The sequence below is a fragment of the Enterobacter sp. PI-10 genome, assembly GCF_027947695.1.
In the GTDB taxonomy this organism is placed as follows: Bacteria; Pseudomonadota; Gammaproteobacteria; order Enterobacterales; family Enterobacteriaceae; genus Enterobacter; species Enterobacter vonholyi.
In genome coordinates this window covers 207933-223132 of sequence record NZ_JAJNOG010000002.1, presented here as the reverse complement: position 1 = coordinate 223132, position 15200 = coordinate 207933, and the positions used below count along the sequence as shown (strand labels likewise).

Sequence of the window (15200 nt, the reverse complement as noted above, 5' to 3'; positions counted from 1 at the left end):
GCCATCCTCTTCATGTTTTGCTTTTCTAAGCGTAATACAGGCAGCGAATTTCGCTGCCTGTAAAGGATGGCTTTATGACCGTCAGGCGAGTTTTATCATGATCATGCCGGCAAGAAGCAGGATGAGCCCCATCCAGCCCTTGTTATTTAAGCGCTGGCCGAAGAGCACCCAGCCTGCAGCCAGCGTGGCGGCGATACCAAAACCGCCCCACAACGCATAGGCGACCGAAAGATCGATACCTTTTACCGCCTGGGACAGCGCGCTGAACGCCCCCAGAACCGCCGCAATTGACATCAGGCCGTAGAATTTACGACGAAAACCATCGGAGAATTTCAGCAGAACGTTCGCCAGGATCTCAAGCACGATGGCGAACCCCAGCCAGGCCGCATGAACCCACTCAAACTGTTGCATGGTTCTGCTCCTTCTGCTGTTTGCCAGGTTTACGGGTACCGGACTTAATCAGCACAATACCCGCGACCAGCGTCGTTAAACCGGCGACCTTCATTGTTGTTAATGTTTCGTCAAATATCAGCACGCTGAACAGCGTAATCAACAAAATACCGATCCCCTCCCACAGGGCATACGCGACGCCCAGCGCAATTTTTTTCACTGCAAACGAGAGGAAAATATAAGACAGTGAAATCATCACCAGCATCAAAATAAAACCGGTGTTGCCATCGCTGACGCTTGCCCACTTCATAGACAGCGTGCCGGTAATTTCAGCGATAATAGCCAGCGCTAATAAAATCCAGTAAAACATGTTTTTCTCCTGCTTGAGAATATAATCCATCGTGGCCCGCTGCGTGCAGCAAACCCAAAAATACGAATTGAAATCAGACAGCTAAGCGCTTAGCGCCAGCTCAGGCAGAAGAAATGACTATAGTGCGGTGCGCCAGTGTTGCTCACCAGAAAGCAGGCAGAAAGAAGTGGAGTATACAGCAGTATTGTTTGAAGAGTACGTCCTGAACATATTGTCCATAAAATTACAATTATCCGCGTTGTTGCTTCTCGTCTTTGCGGATGAAAATTGTCCTCGGTAGTTAAACACACCGAATTTGTACCATAAGCCAGGATTTTACTCAAAGTCTTTGCAATTCTTTACCCACTCCGTTTGATTTTGGTTAGTTTATTGCAAAGCCTTTCACCTTTATTATAAATATAAAGAAAATTTCGGAGTCACCATGGCTAAACCCATCATTACCCTGAACGGGTTAAAAATTGTCATCATGCTGGGCATGCTGGTGATCATATTGACAGGCGTGCGCTTCGCCGCCGACATTATTGTGCCCTTTATTCTGGCCCTGTTTATTGCGGTGATCCTCAACCCGCTGGTGCAGCGCATGACGCGGCTACGCATTCCGCGCGTGCTGGCCATCACGCTGCTTATCAGCATCATTATTGTGGCGATGGTACTGCTGGTGGCTTATCTGGGTACCTCGCTCAATGAACTGGCGCGAACGCTGCCAAAATACCGCTCTTCGCTGGCTATCCCCCTGCTGCAGCTAGAACCCTGGCTGCAGCGGGCGGGTATCGAAGTCTCGGTGGAAGAACTGCTGAAATATATCGACCCCAACGCGGCGATGACGATCGTCACCAGCCTGCTGGCGCAGCTTTCCAATGCCATGACCTCCATTTTCCTGCTGTTTTTAACGGTGGTTTTCATGCTGCTGGAGGTGCCGCAGCTGCCAGCAAAGCTGCAGCAGATGATGGTCCGTCCGGTCGAAGGAATGGGGGCGATTCAACGCGCGCTGGACAGCGTTTCCCGCTATCTGGTGCTGAAAACCGCCATTAGCCTGGTGACGGGCGTTGTCGTCTGGTTGATGCTTCTGGCGCTGGACGTTCGCTTTGCATTTGTCTGGGGGTTGCTGGCGTTTGCGCTCAACTACATTCCCAACATTGGCTCCGTGCTGGCGGCGATCCCCCCTATCCTCCAGGTGCTGGTTTTCAGCGGGCTTTATGACGCGCTGATCCTGCTTGCCGGATACCTGGTCATCAATCTTGTGTTCGGTAACATTCTTGAGCCACGCATGATGGGTCGCGGCCTGGGGCTCTCCACGCTGGTGGTCTTTTTGTCCCTGATATTCTGGGGCTGGCTGCTCGGGCCCGTTGGGATGCTGCTCTCCGTCCCGCTAACCATTATCGTCAAGATTGGTCTGGAACAGACGGCAGGCGGGCAAAGTATCGCCGTGCTGCTGAGCGATATGAGCCATAAATAGCGCTCAGTCCTCCATCGACAGGAGGGGCTTGCGGGTCCTTCCACCTTCACGATAAGCGCTGAGCGCCCTCTGCCACTCCGCCAGCGGGTACACCGTAACGTCGCTGTACTCACTGCCAGGCAACCTCAGCCAGATGCGCTCGAACTCCGCGCGCCACGCCTCAACGCCGAGCGCATCCAGACCGTTTCGGATATGGAACCACGCCACGCGCGGCGCAGGCCGCCGCTGTGTAAAGGCTTGCCCGGAGAGCAGCCCGTAGCAGACAAACATGCCCTGCTCGGGCATCACGCTGAGGATCGCTTCCGCAAGCGGTCCGCCGATGGCATCGTAGACGATATCGCTACGGGCGGCGACGATGCCGATTCTGTTTGCGTCATGCTGCGCGACAGGCGTGATGCCCATCGCTTCCAGCCGTTCAGCATGCACGGCAGAACGGTGAATGCCATACACCGCTTCCGCCCCCGCCTGACGCGCCCACTGCCCCAGCAGAATGGCGCAATCCGATCCGGCAGCCGTGAGCAAGACCCGCTTTCCACGAGGCGGGTAGCGGGTCAGCATCATCTGCGCCGCCAGCGGGTTGATATAGGCCCGCGCGGCCAGCTGTGCGTCGACGGTGTCCGGAACGGGTATCGCATACTCTGCCGGGCAATCAACATAGCGCTGCCAGGTTCCCTGACCGCGCAGCGGCAGGACGCGCTGACCCACCAGATGCTTAAACGAGGCGGGCGCCTCGATGACAACCCCAACACCTTCATACCCCGCGATCGCCGGTAACGGGGTTCGGTGGCGATAGGCGCCGGTGATGGGAATAAGATCGGACGCGTTCACCGGAGAAAACAGCATCCGCACGCGGAGCTGTCCCGGCGCAAGCGCGCCCGGGGGCGTGGTTTCAGGTTGCAGAACGGTTTCTGGCTCGCCAAAACGGCGATACCAGAGGGCCAGATTTTCCATTACGATCTCAAGGCTGATAGCGGAACTACTCGCGCCAGCCCATTGCCGGTGCGACATGCTTGAGAATAGACTCAATCACGTGCGCATTATAATCCACACCCAGCTGGTTCGGTACGGTCAGTAAGAGCGTATCGGCTTCGGCAATTGCCTCGTCCTTTTTCAGCTGTTCAACCAGCTTGTCCGGCTCCGCGGCATAGCTGCGCCCGAAGATGGCGCGCGTTTTCTCATCGAGGTAACCCACGCTATCGCTGTCGTTGCGGCTGGCACCGAAATACATCCGGTCACGGTCGTCCATCAGCGCAAAAATACTGCGGCTGACCGACACCCGCGGCTCGCGCGTATGCCCTGCGTCTTTCCAGGCCTGACGGTACGCGCGGATCTGTTTTGCCTGCTGAATATGGAACGGCTCACCGGTTTCATCGTCCTTCAGCGTTGAGCTTTGCAGGTTCATTCCAAGCTTTGCGGCCCATACGGCCGTCGCATTGGAACCTGCGCCCCACCAGATACGCTCGCGCAGCCCTTCAGAATACGGCTCCAGGCGCAGCAGCCCCGGCGGATTCGGGAACATTGGCTGCGGGTTCGGTTTGGCAAACCCTTCCCCACGCAGCACCTCAAGCAGCACCTCGGTATGACGGCGCGCCATGTCCGACTCGTTTTCCCCTTCCTGCGGGACATAGCCGAAATGACGCCAGCCATCAATAACCTGCTCCGGGGAGCCGCGGCTGATGCCGAGCTGCAGGCGACCGCCGGAAATCAAATCCGCCGCGCCCGCATCCTCGGCCATGTACATCGGGTTTTCGTAACGCATGTCGATCACGCCGGTGCCGATTTCGATGGTTTTCGTTTTTGCACCAATAGCGGCCAGCAGAGGGAACGGCGAGCTAAGCTGTCGGGCGAAGTGGTGCACGCGGAAATAGGCGCCGTCTGCCCCCAGCTCCTCAGCCGCCACGGCTAAATCAATGGACTGCAGCAGCGTGTCTGCCGCCGAGCGCGTGCCCGACTGTGGCGAAGGCGTCCAGTGACCAAAGGATAAAAATCCGATCTTTTTCATAACCATTTTTCCTGATAATACGTTGCGTTCTGTCCACTTTACGCATTACCCGATAAGAATAAATGCCGTTTATTTAACGGAAAGCATCAAATAAATTGACAGAATAGCGTGGTTCTTCATTCCGCCCCATAATGGGATATAATCTTCCCCACTCTTTTCATGGCAGGTAAAACCGGCAATGGCTTTGATCCCCAAAAACTACGCGCGGCTGGAAAGCGGCTATCGCGAAAAAGCATTAAAAATCTATCCATGGGTGTGTGGACGCTGCTCGCGCGAGTTTGTCTATTCCAATCTTCGCGAACTCACGGTTCACCATATCGATCACGACCATACCAACAACCCGGAAGATGGCAGCAACTGGGAGCTGTTGTGCCTGTTTTGCCACGATCACGAGCATTCGAAATACACCGAAGCGGATCGGTACGGCACCACCGTGGTCGCCGGGGAAGACGCGCAAAAAGACGTGGGCGTCGCCACGTTTAACCCGTTTGCCGATTTAAAGGCGATGATGGATAAGAAGAAGTAATCCTCTCGCCCCCTCGCTCACATCGTGATCCACGAATTTAGAATGTCCAGGTGATAGCGGCGGTTGCAGACCCCTCATTACGCCGCAGCACTATCGGGCTGTCATTTGCATGGTCGCCAAGCCAGGTATAGTCCGCGCTCAGGACCGTCCCCCAGTGGGCATCGAACTGATGGCTCCAGGTCAGGCTGGTGTCGACGCCGTAAAATCCACCCGGCGCAGCATAGCGGCGATAGCCGGTGCGGCGGCTCTGCTGCTCGCTGACCCCATACCAGGTATTCAGGTAACGGCTGTCGCCAAACAGGGCCGCAGACTGCAAGGCGATCGTGTCCTGGTTATTTTGTACCGGGATCAGCGTAACGGAGGCCTGATAGCTTGCCCCCTGGCTGTCGGTTAACGGCAGCGTCGCTTTGCCTTCCATACTCAGCCATGCCGCGGCCTCCCAGCCGACGGCAAGGCCGGTATTCAGGGTGGCATCAATGTCCCCCATCCCTTTCAGGTTGTTTGCACCCTCACGCCAGCCAGAATTTTTATCAGCCCTTCCGAAGTCGTAGCCCAGCGTGTGTTCGAAATACCAGCCGCTGTCGTTTTGCAGGTCATACCCCACCCCTTTTTGCGCATCAACGAAGAAAGCGCCTTTGCGTCCCTGCAGCACAGGAACCACCTGCCACACCTGCTTGTCTGAGCCTGAGTAACGCGGGGCGTATTGCCCTCCCAGCCCGACGGTTAGGGAATCGGAAGCGGTGCCATCATCCGCCTGCGCGCCGGAAGCCACGGCCATCAGAAGCGGGACGGACATATACAGGACTTTATTTATCGCTATCATACTGCTCTCCATACAGACGCTGGCGTCTCCTGATACAGGACGGCCACACAATGTTGGCGCAGTATGATTTGGCTGAATCAATGAATCGTCGGGATAGTGTTAAGAAATGGTCAAGGTGAACGGATGTTGTCCAGAAGAGTGCTGATTATTGAAGATGACGCCGATGCGGCCGGCGTGCTCGAAGCCTATTTACGGCGGGAAAATTACGACGTGACCATTACCGGGGACGGTCATTCCGGGCTGGATATGGCGCAGCGGTGGAAGCCAGACCTCATTCTGCTGGACGTGATGCTGCCGGGGCTTAACGGCACCGAAGTGCTGGCTGGCCTGCGTCGTAAAAGCGATGTGCCGGTGATTATGGTTACGGCCATGGGGGATACTCCCGATCGCATTGGCGCCCTGCGTTACGGTGCCGATGATTACGTTGTGAAGCCTTATCATCCGGGCGAAGTGGTGGCGCGGGTGCAGGCGGTGCTGCGGCGCAGCAGTAAAAAAGAGGCTGACGAAGAGATCCTTCGCTGGCAAACGCTGGCGGTGGATGTCGCCGCCATTGTGGCGAGCGTGGATAACGGCGGCGACGCGCCCGTGATGCTCGATCTTACGCCAACGGAATTCTCGCTTCTGGCAACGCTGCTGCGCTCGCCTGCACACCCGTTTTCCCGCCAGTATTTACTGGAACACTGTTTGCCGGAAAGCGAGGCGCTGGAGCGCGTTGTCGACACCCATATTTATAACCTGCGTAGAAAACTCGAAGCGGTGGGCATCTCCGGCGTGCTGATCAACGTTCGCGGCGTGGGTTACAGGTTCAGACAGCCATGATAAAAAACCGGCACTCCTCTCTGTGGCGCTGGATTTGCGCGCGCATCCTGGCGCTGGCTATCGGCAGCGTGATCGTCATTGCCACCTGCATGTGGCTGCGCTATGCGGTCCAGAACTACTGGATCATGGGCAGGATGCCACCGGCGGTCCGGCAGGAATTTCTGACGCTCAGCCAGAACCCACAGGCCGATCCGGCCCGCTTCCACTCGATTGTGGATACCTGGTGGGGGCTGAGTTATTCCACGCCATCCATCGCCTCTGCGGACTGGGTTACGGTGGCCCTGCTGGTGCTGGTGATGATCCCGTTTATCGTGGTGATGGGGCTCAAACACGCCCGACCGCTGGCACTGCAGTTCAGCCGCCTTCGCGATGCGGCAAAGGATGTCGCCGACGGGCAGTTTGGCCGTCAGGCAGAGCTCATCAAGGATGCGCCAGCGGAAATGGTCAGCTTTGCGACCGACTTTAACTCCATGACGGGGCAACTCGCCCGCTATGAAAAAGAGCTCCGCGCCTCGCACGTCGCGATGGCGCACGAGCTGCGCTCGCCCCTGACGGCCGCCATCGGGCGTCTGCAGGGCATGTTAGACGGCGTGTTTGATGCCAGCCCGGCACAGCTGGGCATGGTGATGAAACAGCTTCAGCATCTCAACCGACTCACCGATGAGCTCCACCTTCTCTCGCTCGCCGACGCAGGTAACCTTGTGCTGGAGAACCAGCCGTTCTGTCTGGATGAGCTGATTCAGGAGCGGGCTGCCTGGATCATGCCCCAGGCTGATGCGCATCATTTCCGGATAACGCTGCGTAACCCGCGCACCAGTCCCTTCAGAGGCGACGCGTTCCGTATGGGACAGGTTGTTACCATCCTCATGGAAAATGCGCTACGTTACGGGCGCGAGGGCGGACATCTTGATGTGGCGCTGCGTTACGCCAGCGGGCGTTACACTCTCGACTTTACCGATGACGGGCCGGGCGTTTCGCCCCAGTTTTTACCGGAAATGTTTAAACGCTTTAGCCGCGAGGAGCAGTCCCGCGCGCGGCATTCCGGCGGTAGCGGCCTCGGATTGTCCATCGCCCGGGCAATTTGCGAGGCGCATGGGGGTGAGATTAGCGCGTCATTATCCGAAACTGGCGGCCTCGCCGTACGCATCGTATTGCCCTGGCACCCGTCCGGTAATGAAAATTTCCACTCTTGATACAGCCTTGACAGAACGTCGAATCTTTCTCGATGTAGCGCGCATTTAATAACGCCATTCCCTTTATGGAGCGGCGTTATGTCAGACGAATTTTTTCTCTCCCTCCGCCACTGCCTGCATCATTTGTACGGCGTGGCGCGCACCCTTTCCTGGCTGCATTTTCTTCCCCTGGCCCTGCTTGCGCTGGCGATTTTTCCGCTGACCGGCTGCGGTGATAAACACGAAAACAAACCTGACCCAGTGCGTAAGGTACGCTACGTCGTCGTTGGCTCCACCCAATCCCCTCCCGCGCTGGAAAGAACCGGTGAGATCCATGCCCATGATGAAACGACCCTGAGCTTTCGTACCGGAGGCCGGATACTGACGCGTAGCGTTGATATTGGCGACCGGGTCACTGCCGGACAGCTGCTGGCCACGCTTGATAATACGACCGGGCAAAACCAGCTCGACAGCGCCGCGGCCGACTATGAAAGCGCCAAAGCCTCTGCCCAGGTCGCCGCGCTTAACGTTAGTCGAATGCAAAAGCTTATGCCAACGGGTGCTATCGCCCGCACGCAGCTCGACAGCGCCCGGGCTGACTGGCTTGTCGCCCGCGCGCGCTTAAAAAGCAGCGAGGCCGCGTGGCGAAATGCTCGCGAAAGCCTCGGCTGGACGCGCCTGATCGCGCCGCAAGCGGGCGTCATCACGGCCGTGAGCGCCTCAGCGGGGCAGGTTGTCAGCGACGGCCAGTCCGTGCTGACGCTGGCGACCGGGGAAGCCCGCGACGTGGCGTTTGATATTGCTACTCCGGATGCGATCCCGCCTCTGAATAAGACAGAATTGCGGGTTTCCCTCCTCAGCGACCCGTCGGTACAGGCCTCTGCCGTACTGCGGGATATTACCCCGCAGGCCGATCCTCAGACCCGCACATGGCGCGTCAGAGCCACCCTGCAAAACCCGCCGGAGGCCATGGCGCTGGGCGCCAGCGTCACCGTTACGTTGCCATCATCATCCCCGCACGGGTACACCCTTCCCGCGTCGGCGCTGACCCGCGTCGGCGACAAACCGGCCGTTTTTGTCATTACCCCGCGGTCGCAGGCGCAGCTGCGCGCGGTAGTGCCCGCGAGCTATACGGCCTCCTCCGTCATGATTGCCTCCGGCCTTGAGCCCGGCGACAGGGTGATTACGGCGGGCGTGAGCACATTACGATCCGGCGAGCCGGTGGTGCCAGGGGAGGTTCAGCCATGAGTACCGGAGCGGAAGCCAAATTTAACCTCTCCGCCTGGGCGCTGAAGAACCAGCAGATGGTCAGCTTTTTCATGCTGCTGGTGATTGCGATGGGCGTGTTCTGCTATGAGAAGCTGCCGCGTAACGAAGATCCGGCGTTCACCATTAAAACGGCCGTCGTCTCCGCGCAGTGGCCGGGAGCCTCCGTGACGGATACCACCCGCCTGCTGACCGATACGCTTGAAAAAAAGCTGCAGGAAACGCCCTGGCTGGACTATCTCGAAAGTGAAACCCGTGCCGGGCGCACCGTTATCCACGTCAACCTCCGTGACGATACGCCCCCGCAAAGCGTGCCCGATATCTGGTATCAGGTTCGCAAAAAAATGCAGGATATCGCGCCGTCCCTGCCCGAAGGGGTGCAGGGTCCTGCCGTGGACGACGAGTTTGACGACACGTTCGGCACAATTTACGCCTTTATTCCCGAAGGCTTCACGCTGCGGGAGGTGCGGGATCGCGCAGAGACAATACGGCGCGAGCTCATGTCCCTGCCGGATATAGGCAAAACCACCCTGCTGGGCGAACAACAGGAGCAGTGGGTTCTCGCCTTTTCTCCGGCGCGCCTGGCCGGGATGGGGCTCGATATTCAGGAAGTTGCCGACGCCCTCCGGTCGCAAAATGCGGTTGTTCCGGCAGGAACGATGCGTACCGAAAAAGAGAACATGGCGATCAAGGTCAGCGGAGCGCTCACCACCGAAGAGAGCTTACGCGCCGTCACGCTGCACGTTAACAATCGCTATATTCCGCTGACCGATATTGCCACCGTCACCCGCGAAATCGCCGAGCCACCGGCTCCGGCCTACCGGGTGAACGGCAAGCCGGCTATCGGGCTGGCGGTGTCGATGGCGCCAACAGGCAACATGCTTCGTTTCGGCGCTGCGCTGAACGCAAAAATGGCGGCCCTCAGCGCCGGGCTGCCGCACGGTATCGAGATGGTGAAAGTTGCCGATCAGTCCGCGGTGGTGAGTGACGCGGTAAGCGGTTTTATCCGGGTGCTTATCGAAGCCGTTGTTATCGTGCTGGCGGTTTCATTTGTCTCGCTGGGCTTACGGGCCGGACTGGTGGTGGCGACGGCTATTCCGCTGGTGCTCGCCATGACGTTTGCCGGCATGATGCTTGCAGGTATTGGCCTTCAGCGTATCTCGCTCGGGGCGCTGATCATCGCCCTGGGCCTGCTGGTGGATGACGCCATGATCGCCGTCGAAACGATGGTCTCCCGGCTGGAAGCGGGGGATTCCCGTCGGCACGCGGCCACCTATGCATTCAAAACGACGGCCTTCCCGATGCTCACCGGGACTCTGGTAATGATTGCCGGTTTTATTCCCGTTGGTTTTGCGGCCTCCAGCGCCGGTGAATACTGTTTTTCCCTCTTTGCGGTGGTGCTCATTGCCCTGCTCTGCTCCTGGGCCGTCGCGATCCTGTTTTCCCCGCTAACGGGCACGTGGCTGCTGCCGGAAACAGTCAGACATCACGCGGCAGAACCCGGAAGGATCGCGCGCGGGTACGGACGGCTTTTACGCCTGGCATTGCGTCACCGAGTCGCTACCGTGCTGCTCGCCCTTTCCGCGCTGGGGCTGTCAGCGTACGGCACGACGTTTATGCAGGGCGAGTTTTTCCCCGCCTCGGACCGGCCCGAGCTGCTGGTCAGCCTGACGCTTCCGGCAAACGCGTCGCAGCCGGAAACGCTCAGAGAGGTGGAAAAGCTGGAAAAGGCGCTGGCCGACAACAGCAATATCGATCGCTTTTCGACGTACGTTGGCTCAGGCGCCATCCGTTTTTACCTGCCGATGGACGTGCTGCTGGAAAATGAAAATATCGCCCAGATGGTTGTGGTCGCGAAGGATCTTGCGGCGCGGGATCGTCTGCACGCACAGCTCAACACGATCCTGGCGACGCAATTTAGCGACATCATCACCCGCGTGTCGCCCCTTGAGCTGGGGCCTCCCGTCGGCTGGCCCATCAAATACCGGGTGAGCGGGCCGGATTATCTGCAGGTCCGGGCCCTCGCGAACCGTCTCACGGACGCGATTGGCCGGTCTTCGTTCTCACGCGACGTTAACCAGACGGCCGGAGAGCCGGAGAGGGTCATCACCCTTAAGGTGAATCAGACGGCGGCCAGAGCGGCGGGAATATCGTCAGAAAGCCTCGCCCGCACGCTGAATACCGTCTGGTCCGGCAGCGTCGTCACGTCCATCAGAGATAACGACCGCCTTGTCGACGTGGTGCTCAGGGCCGAGGACAGCGCGCGCCAGAGCACCGCCACCCTCTCCTCACTCACGATTCAGGGGAATGACGGTAAAAAAATTCCGCTCAGCGCCGTCGCAACGCCGGTTTGGGGCGTGGACGATCCGGTCATCTGGCGTCGGCAGCGTGTGCCCTTTATCACGGTGCAAACCGACCTCGCCCCGGGACTGAGGGCTGAAGCAGTTTCAGCCGCGCTGCGTCCGGCGGTCGATAAACTGCGCGCGAGCCTGCCCGCAGGTTACAGCATTGAAGAAGGCGGCGCGGTTGCCGAATCGGACAAGGGGAACAGCTCCGTCTTTACCGTTCTTCCGGTAACGCTGGTCATCATGCTGTTGCTGCTGATGCTTCAGCTGCGGCGATATTCCCGGATGCTGCTGGCGCTCCTGATGGCCCCGTTTGGTTTACCGGGGATCGTGCTGGCTATGCTGCCCGGCGGCACGCCGATGGGGTTTGTCGCGCTGCTGGGCGTCATCGCCCTCGCGGGGATGATCGTACGTAACGCGGTGATATTGATTAGCGAGGTTGACAGCAATCTAGCTCAGGGGATGGCAAATGATGCCGCAATTATGGCAGCGGCGGAGCACCGGGCCAGACCCATCTGTCTGACCGCCTGCGCCGCCATTCTGGGCATGATCCCGATCTCTCACCAGGTTTTCTGGGGCCCAATGGCCTATGCCATTATCGGCGGGCTGCTGGCTGCGACGCTGGTGACGCTGACCGTGTTACCCGCGTCGTTTAGCCTGCTGTTACAGCGGGGAGCTCAGCGCAAAGCCGCAGAAGACGGACCGCGCTGAGGCCCTACCGTTCACCGGCAGATTACGCAGCGGTTAGCGCAAAACGGTCTTTCAGGACATGGCGGATTTCATCCTCCGCCAGTTTCCGCGTTTCAGTGCCGTTCACCGTAATGGTTTTCAGCATATCGCCCAGTAAAATCTGGCGTCCCTCCGGGCTGTGCTGGACCACCACCCGCTTCTGCACAAAGATGGCATCCGGGTGCGTGGAGTTAAGGTAGTTGGCCGGAACGAAGTCAATCCATTCCTGAGGGGTGAGATCAAAGCCGTACTGCCGGGCCCACTCTCCCTCAACCTTCGCCTCAAGCAAATACTCTCCCTCTGCGCTGCGGCTCAGGCGAAACGTGTCGAAATCCTGGGTGATTTCCACGTCAAGCGTGTCCAGCGCCATTGGCGCGCGGATGCCGTAGCTGCCGAACCCGAGATCGCAAAGCCACTGGCGGCTCTCCACCTCGGCGATGAGCGCCATATGGGTTTTCGGTCGCCGCGCGGGGTAGAACATCGGGCGCGCCGCCACAAAACGGTAAGGTATCCCTAACGCCTCCAGCGCCATCGCAAAAAGCCCGTTAACCTCATAGCAGTAGCCGCCGCGCCCTTTCTTTAACACCTTATCGGCAATCTCGTCTGGCGCCAGCGAGACAATTTTGCCCGCCTGCACGTCCAGATTCTCAAAGGGAACGGAAAAGAGCTGATGGCGCATCAGCGCATGCAGGGTGGCCGTATCGGCAGCCGCCGGTCCGGTGTAGTTTATGCGCTTGAAATAGGTAGAGATGTTGAAATTATCGCTGTGCATACTGCCTCCTTGTCCTGAACATGCCGGACACTATAGATGGCACACATCATTGGCTGTATAGTCAGTTTCATCAAAAATTAGCCTGAACAGTTATCCATGTCTGCGCCGTACCACTCCTCTCCTCACTATCGCCGTATTGCGGATATGCTGCGTCTTACCATTACGTCCGGCGCGCTGCGCGCCGGTGACAGGATGATCTCCGCGCGCAAACTGGCCGAACGCGAGCGCGTTAGCCTTCCGACGGCGCTGGAGGCCCTTCGCTGCCTTGAGGCTGAAGGGCTGATCGTTGCGCGTCCGCGTTCAGGCTATTACATCCGCCAGACCAGCCTCCCTCCGCGCGTGGAGCCCGCGCGTTCCTCACCCGGCCCGGTCCCCGTCACGATGTCCGCCGTGGCCCGGTCGCTGTTCAGCAGTGCAGAAGCCCGGCTGATCCCGCTGGGCGCCGCCCTGCCCGATCCCGCGTGGCTGCCGGGAGATGCGCTGCAGCGGGCGTTACACTCTGCGGGCCGTCGTCTGGACGCACATGGACAGAGCTACAGCCTGCCTCCGGGAAGGCGGGATTTGCGAAGTAAAATTGCCGCGCGCTCTGCGCAGTGGGGAGCCCGTTTCAGCGCGGACGATCTCATTATCACCGCAGGCGCGACGCAGGCGCTGCGCCTGGCCCTGCGGGCCGTATGCCAGCCGGGAGATGTGGTGGCGATTGAGCAGCCCGCCTACTTTGGTACGCTCCTGCTGCTGGAGGATTTAGGCCTGAAGGCCTTAGCGGTCCCCACCGACCCTGCAGAAGGCCTGCTGCTGGAACCGCTGGCGGACGCCATCCGCTGCCACCGCCCCGCGGCCGTTCTGGCCTCGCCCACCGTGCAAAACCCGTTGGGTGCCAGCATGCCCGTCGCGCGCAAGCAGGAACTGGTTTCTCTGCTTGAAGAAGCCGGTATTCCTCTGATTGAGGACGACGTTTACGGTGACCTGGTCGGCGAGGGGCAACGCCCTCCGGCCTGCAAGGCATTCGACCAGAACGGAAATGTGATCTACTGCAGCTCCCTGTCTAAAACGCTTGCGCCGGGATGGCGAATCGGCTGGATTGCCGCCGGACGCTACTCCCCGCAGGTCTTGCAGGCCCGCATGGCCGGAGACTGGGCCGGTGCGCCGCTGCTGGAAGCGGCGACGAGCGACGTCCTGGCGAGCGGCGACTACGATCGTCACCTGCGGCGGCTGAAGCGGCGGATAGCAGAGGGCGTTCGCGCCGTCGTGGCACAGGTCAAGGCGAGCTTTCCACCCGGTACATGCGTTAACGTGCCCGCTGCCGGTTTCCTGCTGTGGGTAGAACTGCCTCAGCAGGTCAACGCGCTGGAGGTGCATCGTCGCGCGCTGGCGCTGGGTATAGGCGTCAGCCCCGGTCCCCTGTTTTCCCCTGCCGCCGAATTAACGCACTTTCTGCGGCTGAACTGCGCAAACGAACCCACGCCCCGCCTGCTGAACGCCGTGGAACAAATTGGTGCGCTGTGCCACGAGCTGGCCGTTTTCACACAAGACTCTCCAGCCACTCGGTAAAAACCCGCACCTTGCGGGAGAGGTGACGGTGTGGATAGAGCAGTGACAGCTTGCGGTCCGGCGAGCGATAGCCTGGCAAGACTTCAACCAGAAGACCGCGGTCTATGTAAGGCTGGAGAAAAAGATTCATCCCCTGCATTAACCCCAGCCCGGCCAGGCCTGCCGCGATGTAGGCCTCGGAGTTATCCACGACAAGCTTACCGGGCAGGGTAATCTCCGCGATGCCTTCTGGCGTGGTAAACGTCCACGGATGAATGTGTCTGCTGCGGTTATTAATCCAGTTGATGGCCTGATGCTTGCGTAAATCATCCGGCGTTTCTGGCGTACCGTGTTTTGCCAGCCAGGCCGGGCTGGCGCAGGTCGTGATTTTGATATTCCCGATTTTACGCGCAATATAATCGCCGTCCTCCAGCTCACCCACCCGCAGCACGCAGTCCAGTCCATCCCGCAGCATATCCCGACGGCGGTCAGAGCTGCTCAGAATGATGTCGATCCCGGGATGCTGACGATAAAAGTCAGGCAGATTGGGTATCACCCGCAGCGTTGCATACGAGACCGGCATATCGACTCTAAGCTGGCCATGTATTGCCCGATCCGTACCAAACGACTCCAGTAATTCGTCCGCCTGCGCCAGCAGAGGCTTACTCCGACGATAAAAGGCTTCTCCATCCGGCGTCAGGCTAATCCGACGCGTGGTGCGCTGCAGGAGCCGCGTGCCGCTGTGTTGCTCAAGAAGCTGCAGCGCTTTGGTGACCGCCGGGCGATGGACCTGCAGATTCTCCGCCGCCTGGGTAAGACTGCCTGACTCGACAATTTCAATAAAAATTCGAATAGATTCAAAGAGGTTTATTTGCATAAGGGATGTTTTTGCCGCGAGCAGGATAAGGTGATTGTTATTAATTTTATACCAGTGATGAATATTTTTGGCTATTTTTCCTAACAATAGTGCGCCCTACACTCTTCCCCATTCAAACGTAAG

General features: G+C 59.0%; 15 protein-coding genes. 7 read left to right on the top strand and 8 right to left on the bottom strand.

The window, feature by feature from the left end; all coding sequences use genetic code 11:
• Window positions 1-81 precede the first annotated feature (81 nt).
• The 3 genes from mdtI to LRM19_RS21180 form a co-directional block, all read right to left on the bottom strand.
• Window positions 82-411 carry a multidrug/spermidine efflux SMR transporter subunit MdtI gene (gene mdtI / locus LRM19_RS05595; RefSeq protein WP_045910373.1) on the bottom strand — a complete coding sequence of 110 codons (330 nt, stop codon included), beginning with the start codon at window positions 409-411 and terminating at the stop codon, window positions 82-84.
• On the bottom strand, window positions 398-760 hold the full coding sequence (gene mdtJ, locus LRM19_RS05590) for a multidrug/spermidine efflux SMR transporter subunit MdtJ (protein ID WP_029739354.1): 363 nt from the start codon (window positions 758-760) through the stop codon (window positions 398-400). The genes mdtI and mdtJ overlap by 14 nt, the downstream gene beginning before the upstream one ends.
• Window positions 761-877: 117 nt before the next feature.
• Window positions 878-1048: a protein YdgV gene (locus tag LRM19_RS21180; protein ID WP_085930315.1), complete on the bottom strand. Its 171-nt coding sequence runs from the start codon at window positions 1046-1048 to the stop codon at window positions 878-880.
• A 133-nt stretch (window positions 1049-1181) separates the two neighbouring features.
• Here LRM19_RS21180 and LRM19_RS05585 point away from each other — a divergent pair, with 133 nt between their 5' ends.
• Window positions 1182-2216 (top strand): AI-2E family transporter, encoded by a 1035-nt coding sequence (locus LRM19_RS05585; protein ID WP_111965717.1) that lies wholly within the window; start codon window positions 1182-1184, stop codon window positions 2214-2216.
• A 3-nt stretch (window positions 2217-2219) separates the two neighbouring features.
• On the opposite strand, the gene LRM19_RS05580 is transcribed toward LRM19_RS05585, so the two are convergent.
• Window positions 2220-3167: a zinc-dependent alcohol dehydrogenase family protein gene (locus LRM19_RS05580; RefSeq protein WP_271367769.1), complete on the bottom strand. Its 948-nt coding sequence runs from the start codon at window positions 3165-3167 to the stop codon at window positions 2220-2222.
• A 25-nt stretch (window positions 3168-3192) separates the two neighbouring features.
• Window positions 3193-4218 (bottom strand): LLM class flavin-dependent oxidoreductase, encoded by a 1026-nt coding sequence (locus tag LRM19_RS05575; RefSeq protein WP_008500518.1) that lies wholly within the window; start codon window positions 4216-4218, stop codon window positions 3193-3195.
• A gap of 178 nt (window positions 4219-4396) precedes the next feature.
• On the opposite strand from LRM19_RS05575, the gene yajD reads away from it, so the two are divergent.
• The gene (gene yajD / locus LRM19_RS05570) at window positions 4397-4744 is read left to right on the top strand and encodes an HNH nuclease YajD (RefSeq protein ID WP_023617218.1); all 348 of its coding nucleotides are present in this window, start codon (window positions 4397-4399) and stop codon (window positions 4742-4744) included.
• A 37-nt stretch (window positions 4745-4781) separates the two neighbouring features.
• Here yajD and LRM19_RS05565 read toward each other — a convergent pair whose 3' ends face one another.
• Window positions 4782-5567 carry a MipA/OmpV family protein gene (locus tag LRM19_RS05565; RefSeq protein ID WP_271367768.1) on the bottom strand — a complete coding sequence of 262 codons (786 nt, stop codon included), beginning with the start codon at window positions 5565-5567 and terminating at the stop codon, window positions 4782-4784.
• A 123-nt stretch (window positions 5568-5690) separates the two neighbouring features.
• Here LRM19_RS05565 and LRM19_RS05560 point away from each other — a divergent pair, with 123 nt between their 5' ends.
• The 4 genes from LRM19_RS05560 (at window position 5691) to LRM19_RS05545 (ending at window position 11880) form a co-directional block, all read left to right on the top strand.
• Window positions 5691-6386: a response regulator gene (locus tag LRM19_RS05560; protein WP_271367767.1), complete on the top strand. Its 696-nt coding sequence runs from the start codon at window positions 5691-5693 to the stop codon at window positions 6384-6386.
• Window positions 6383-7579 (top strand): sensor histidine kinase, encoded by a 1197-nt coding sequence (locus tag LRM19_RS05555; RefSeq protein ID WP_271367766.1) that lies wholly within the window; start codon window positions 6383-6385, stop codon window positions 7577-7579. Before LRM19_RS05560 ends, LRM19_RS05555 begins: the two co-directional genes overlap by 4 nt.
• A 78-nt stretch (window positions 7580-7657) precedes the next feature.
• Window positions 7658-8806: an efflux RND transporter periplasmic adaptor subunit gene (locus LRM19_RS05550; RefSeq protein ID WP_271367765.1), complete on the top strand. Its 1149-nt coding sequence runs from the start codon at window positions 7658-7660 to the stop codon at window positions 8804-8806.
• Window positions 8803-11880, top strand: a complete 3078-nt coding sequence (locus tag LRM19_RS05545) for an efflux RND transporter permease subunit (protein WP_271367764.1) — start codon at window positions 8803-8805, stop codon at window positions 11878-11880. Before LRM19_RS05550 ends, LRM19_RS05545 begins: the two co-directional genes overlap by 4 nt.
• Window positions 11881-11902: 22 nt before the next feature.
• On the opposite strand, the gene LRM19_RS05540 is transcribed toward LRM19_RS05545, so the two are convergent.
• Window positions 11903-12670: an arylamine N-acetyltransferase family protein gene (locus LRM19_RS05540; RefSeq protein ID WP_271367763.1), complete on the bottom strand. Its 768-nt coding sequence runs from the start codon at window positions 12668-12670 to the stop codon at window positions 11903-11905.
• A 96-nt stretch (window positions 12671-12766) separates the two neighbouring features.
• Between LRM19_RS05540 and LRM19_RS05535 the strand changes: the two genes are divergently transcribed.
• Window positions 12767-14221, top strand: coding sequence for an aminotransferase-like domain-containing protein (locus LRM19_RS05535; protein ID WP_271367762.1), 1455 nt, complete (start codon window positions 12767-12769; stop codon window positions 14219-14221).
• Here LRM19_RS05535 and LRM19_RS05530 read toward each other — a convergent pair.
• Window positions 14193-15077, bottom strand: a complete 885-nt coding sequence (locus tag LRM19_RS05530; protein WP_271367761.1) for a LysR family transcriptional regulator — start codon at window positions 15075-15077, stop codon at window positions 14193-14195. The genes LRM19_RS05535 and LRM19_RS05530 overlap by 29 nt on opposite strands.
• Between the last annotated feature and the right edge of the window lie 123 nt (window positions 15078-15200).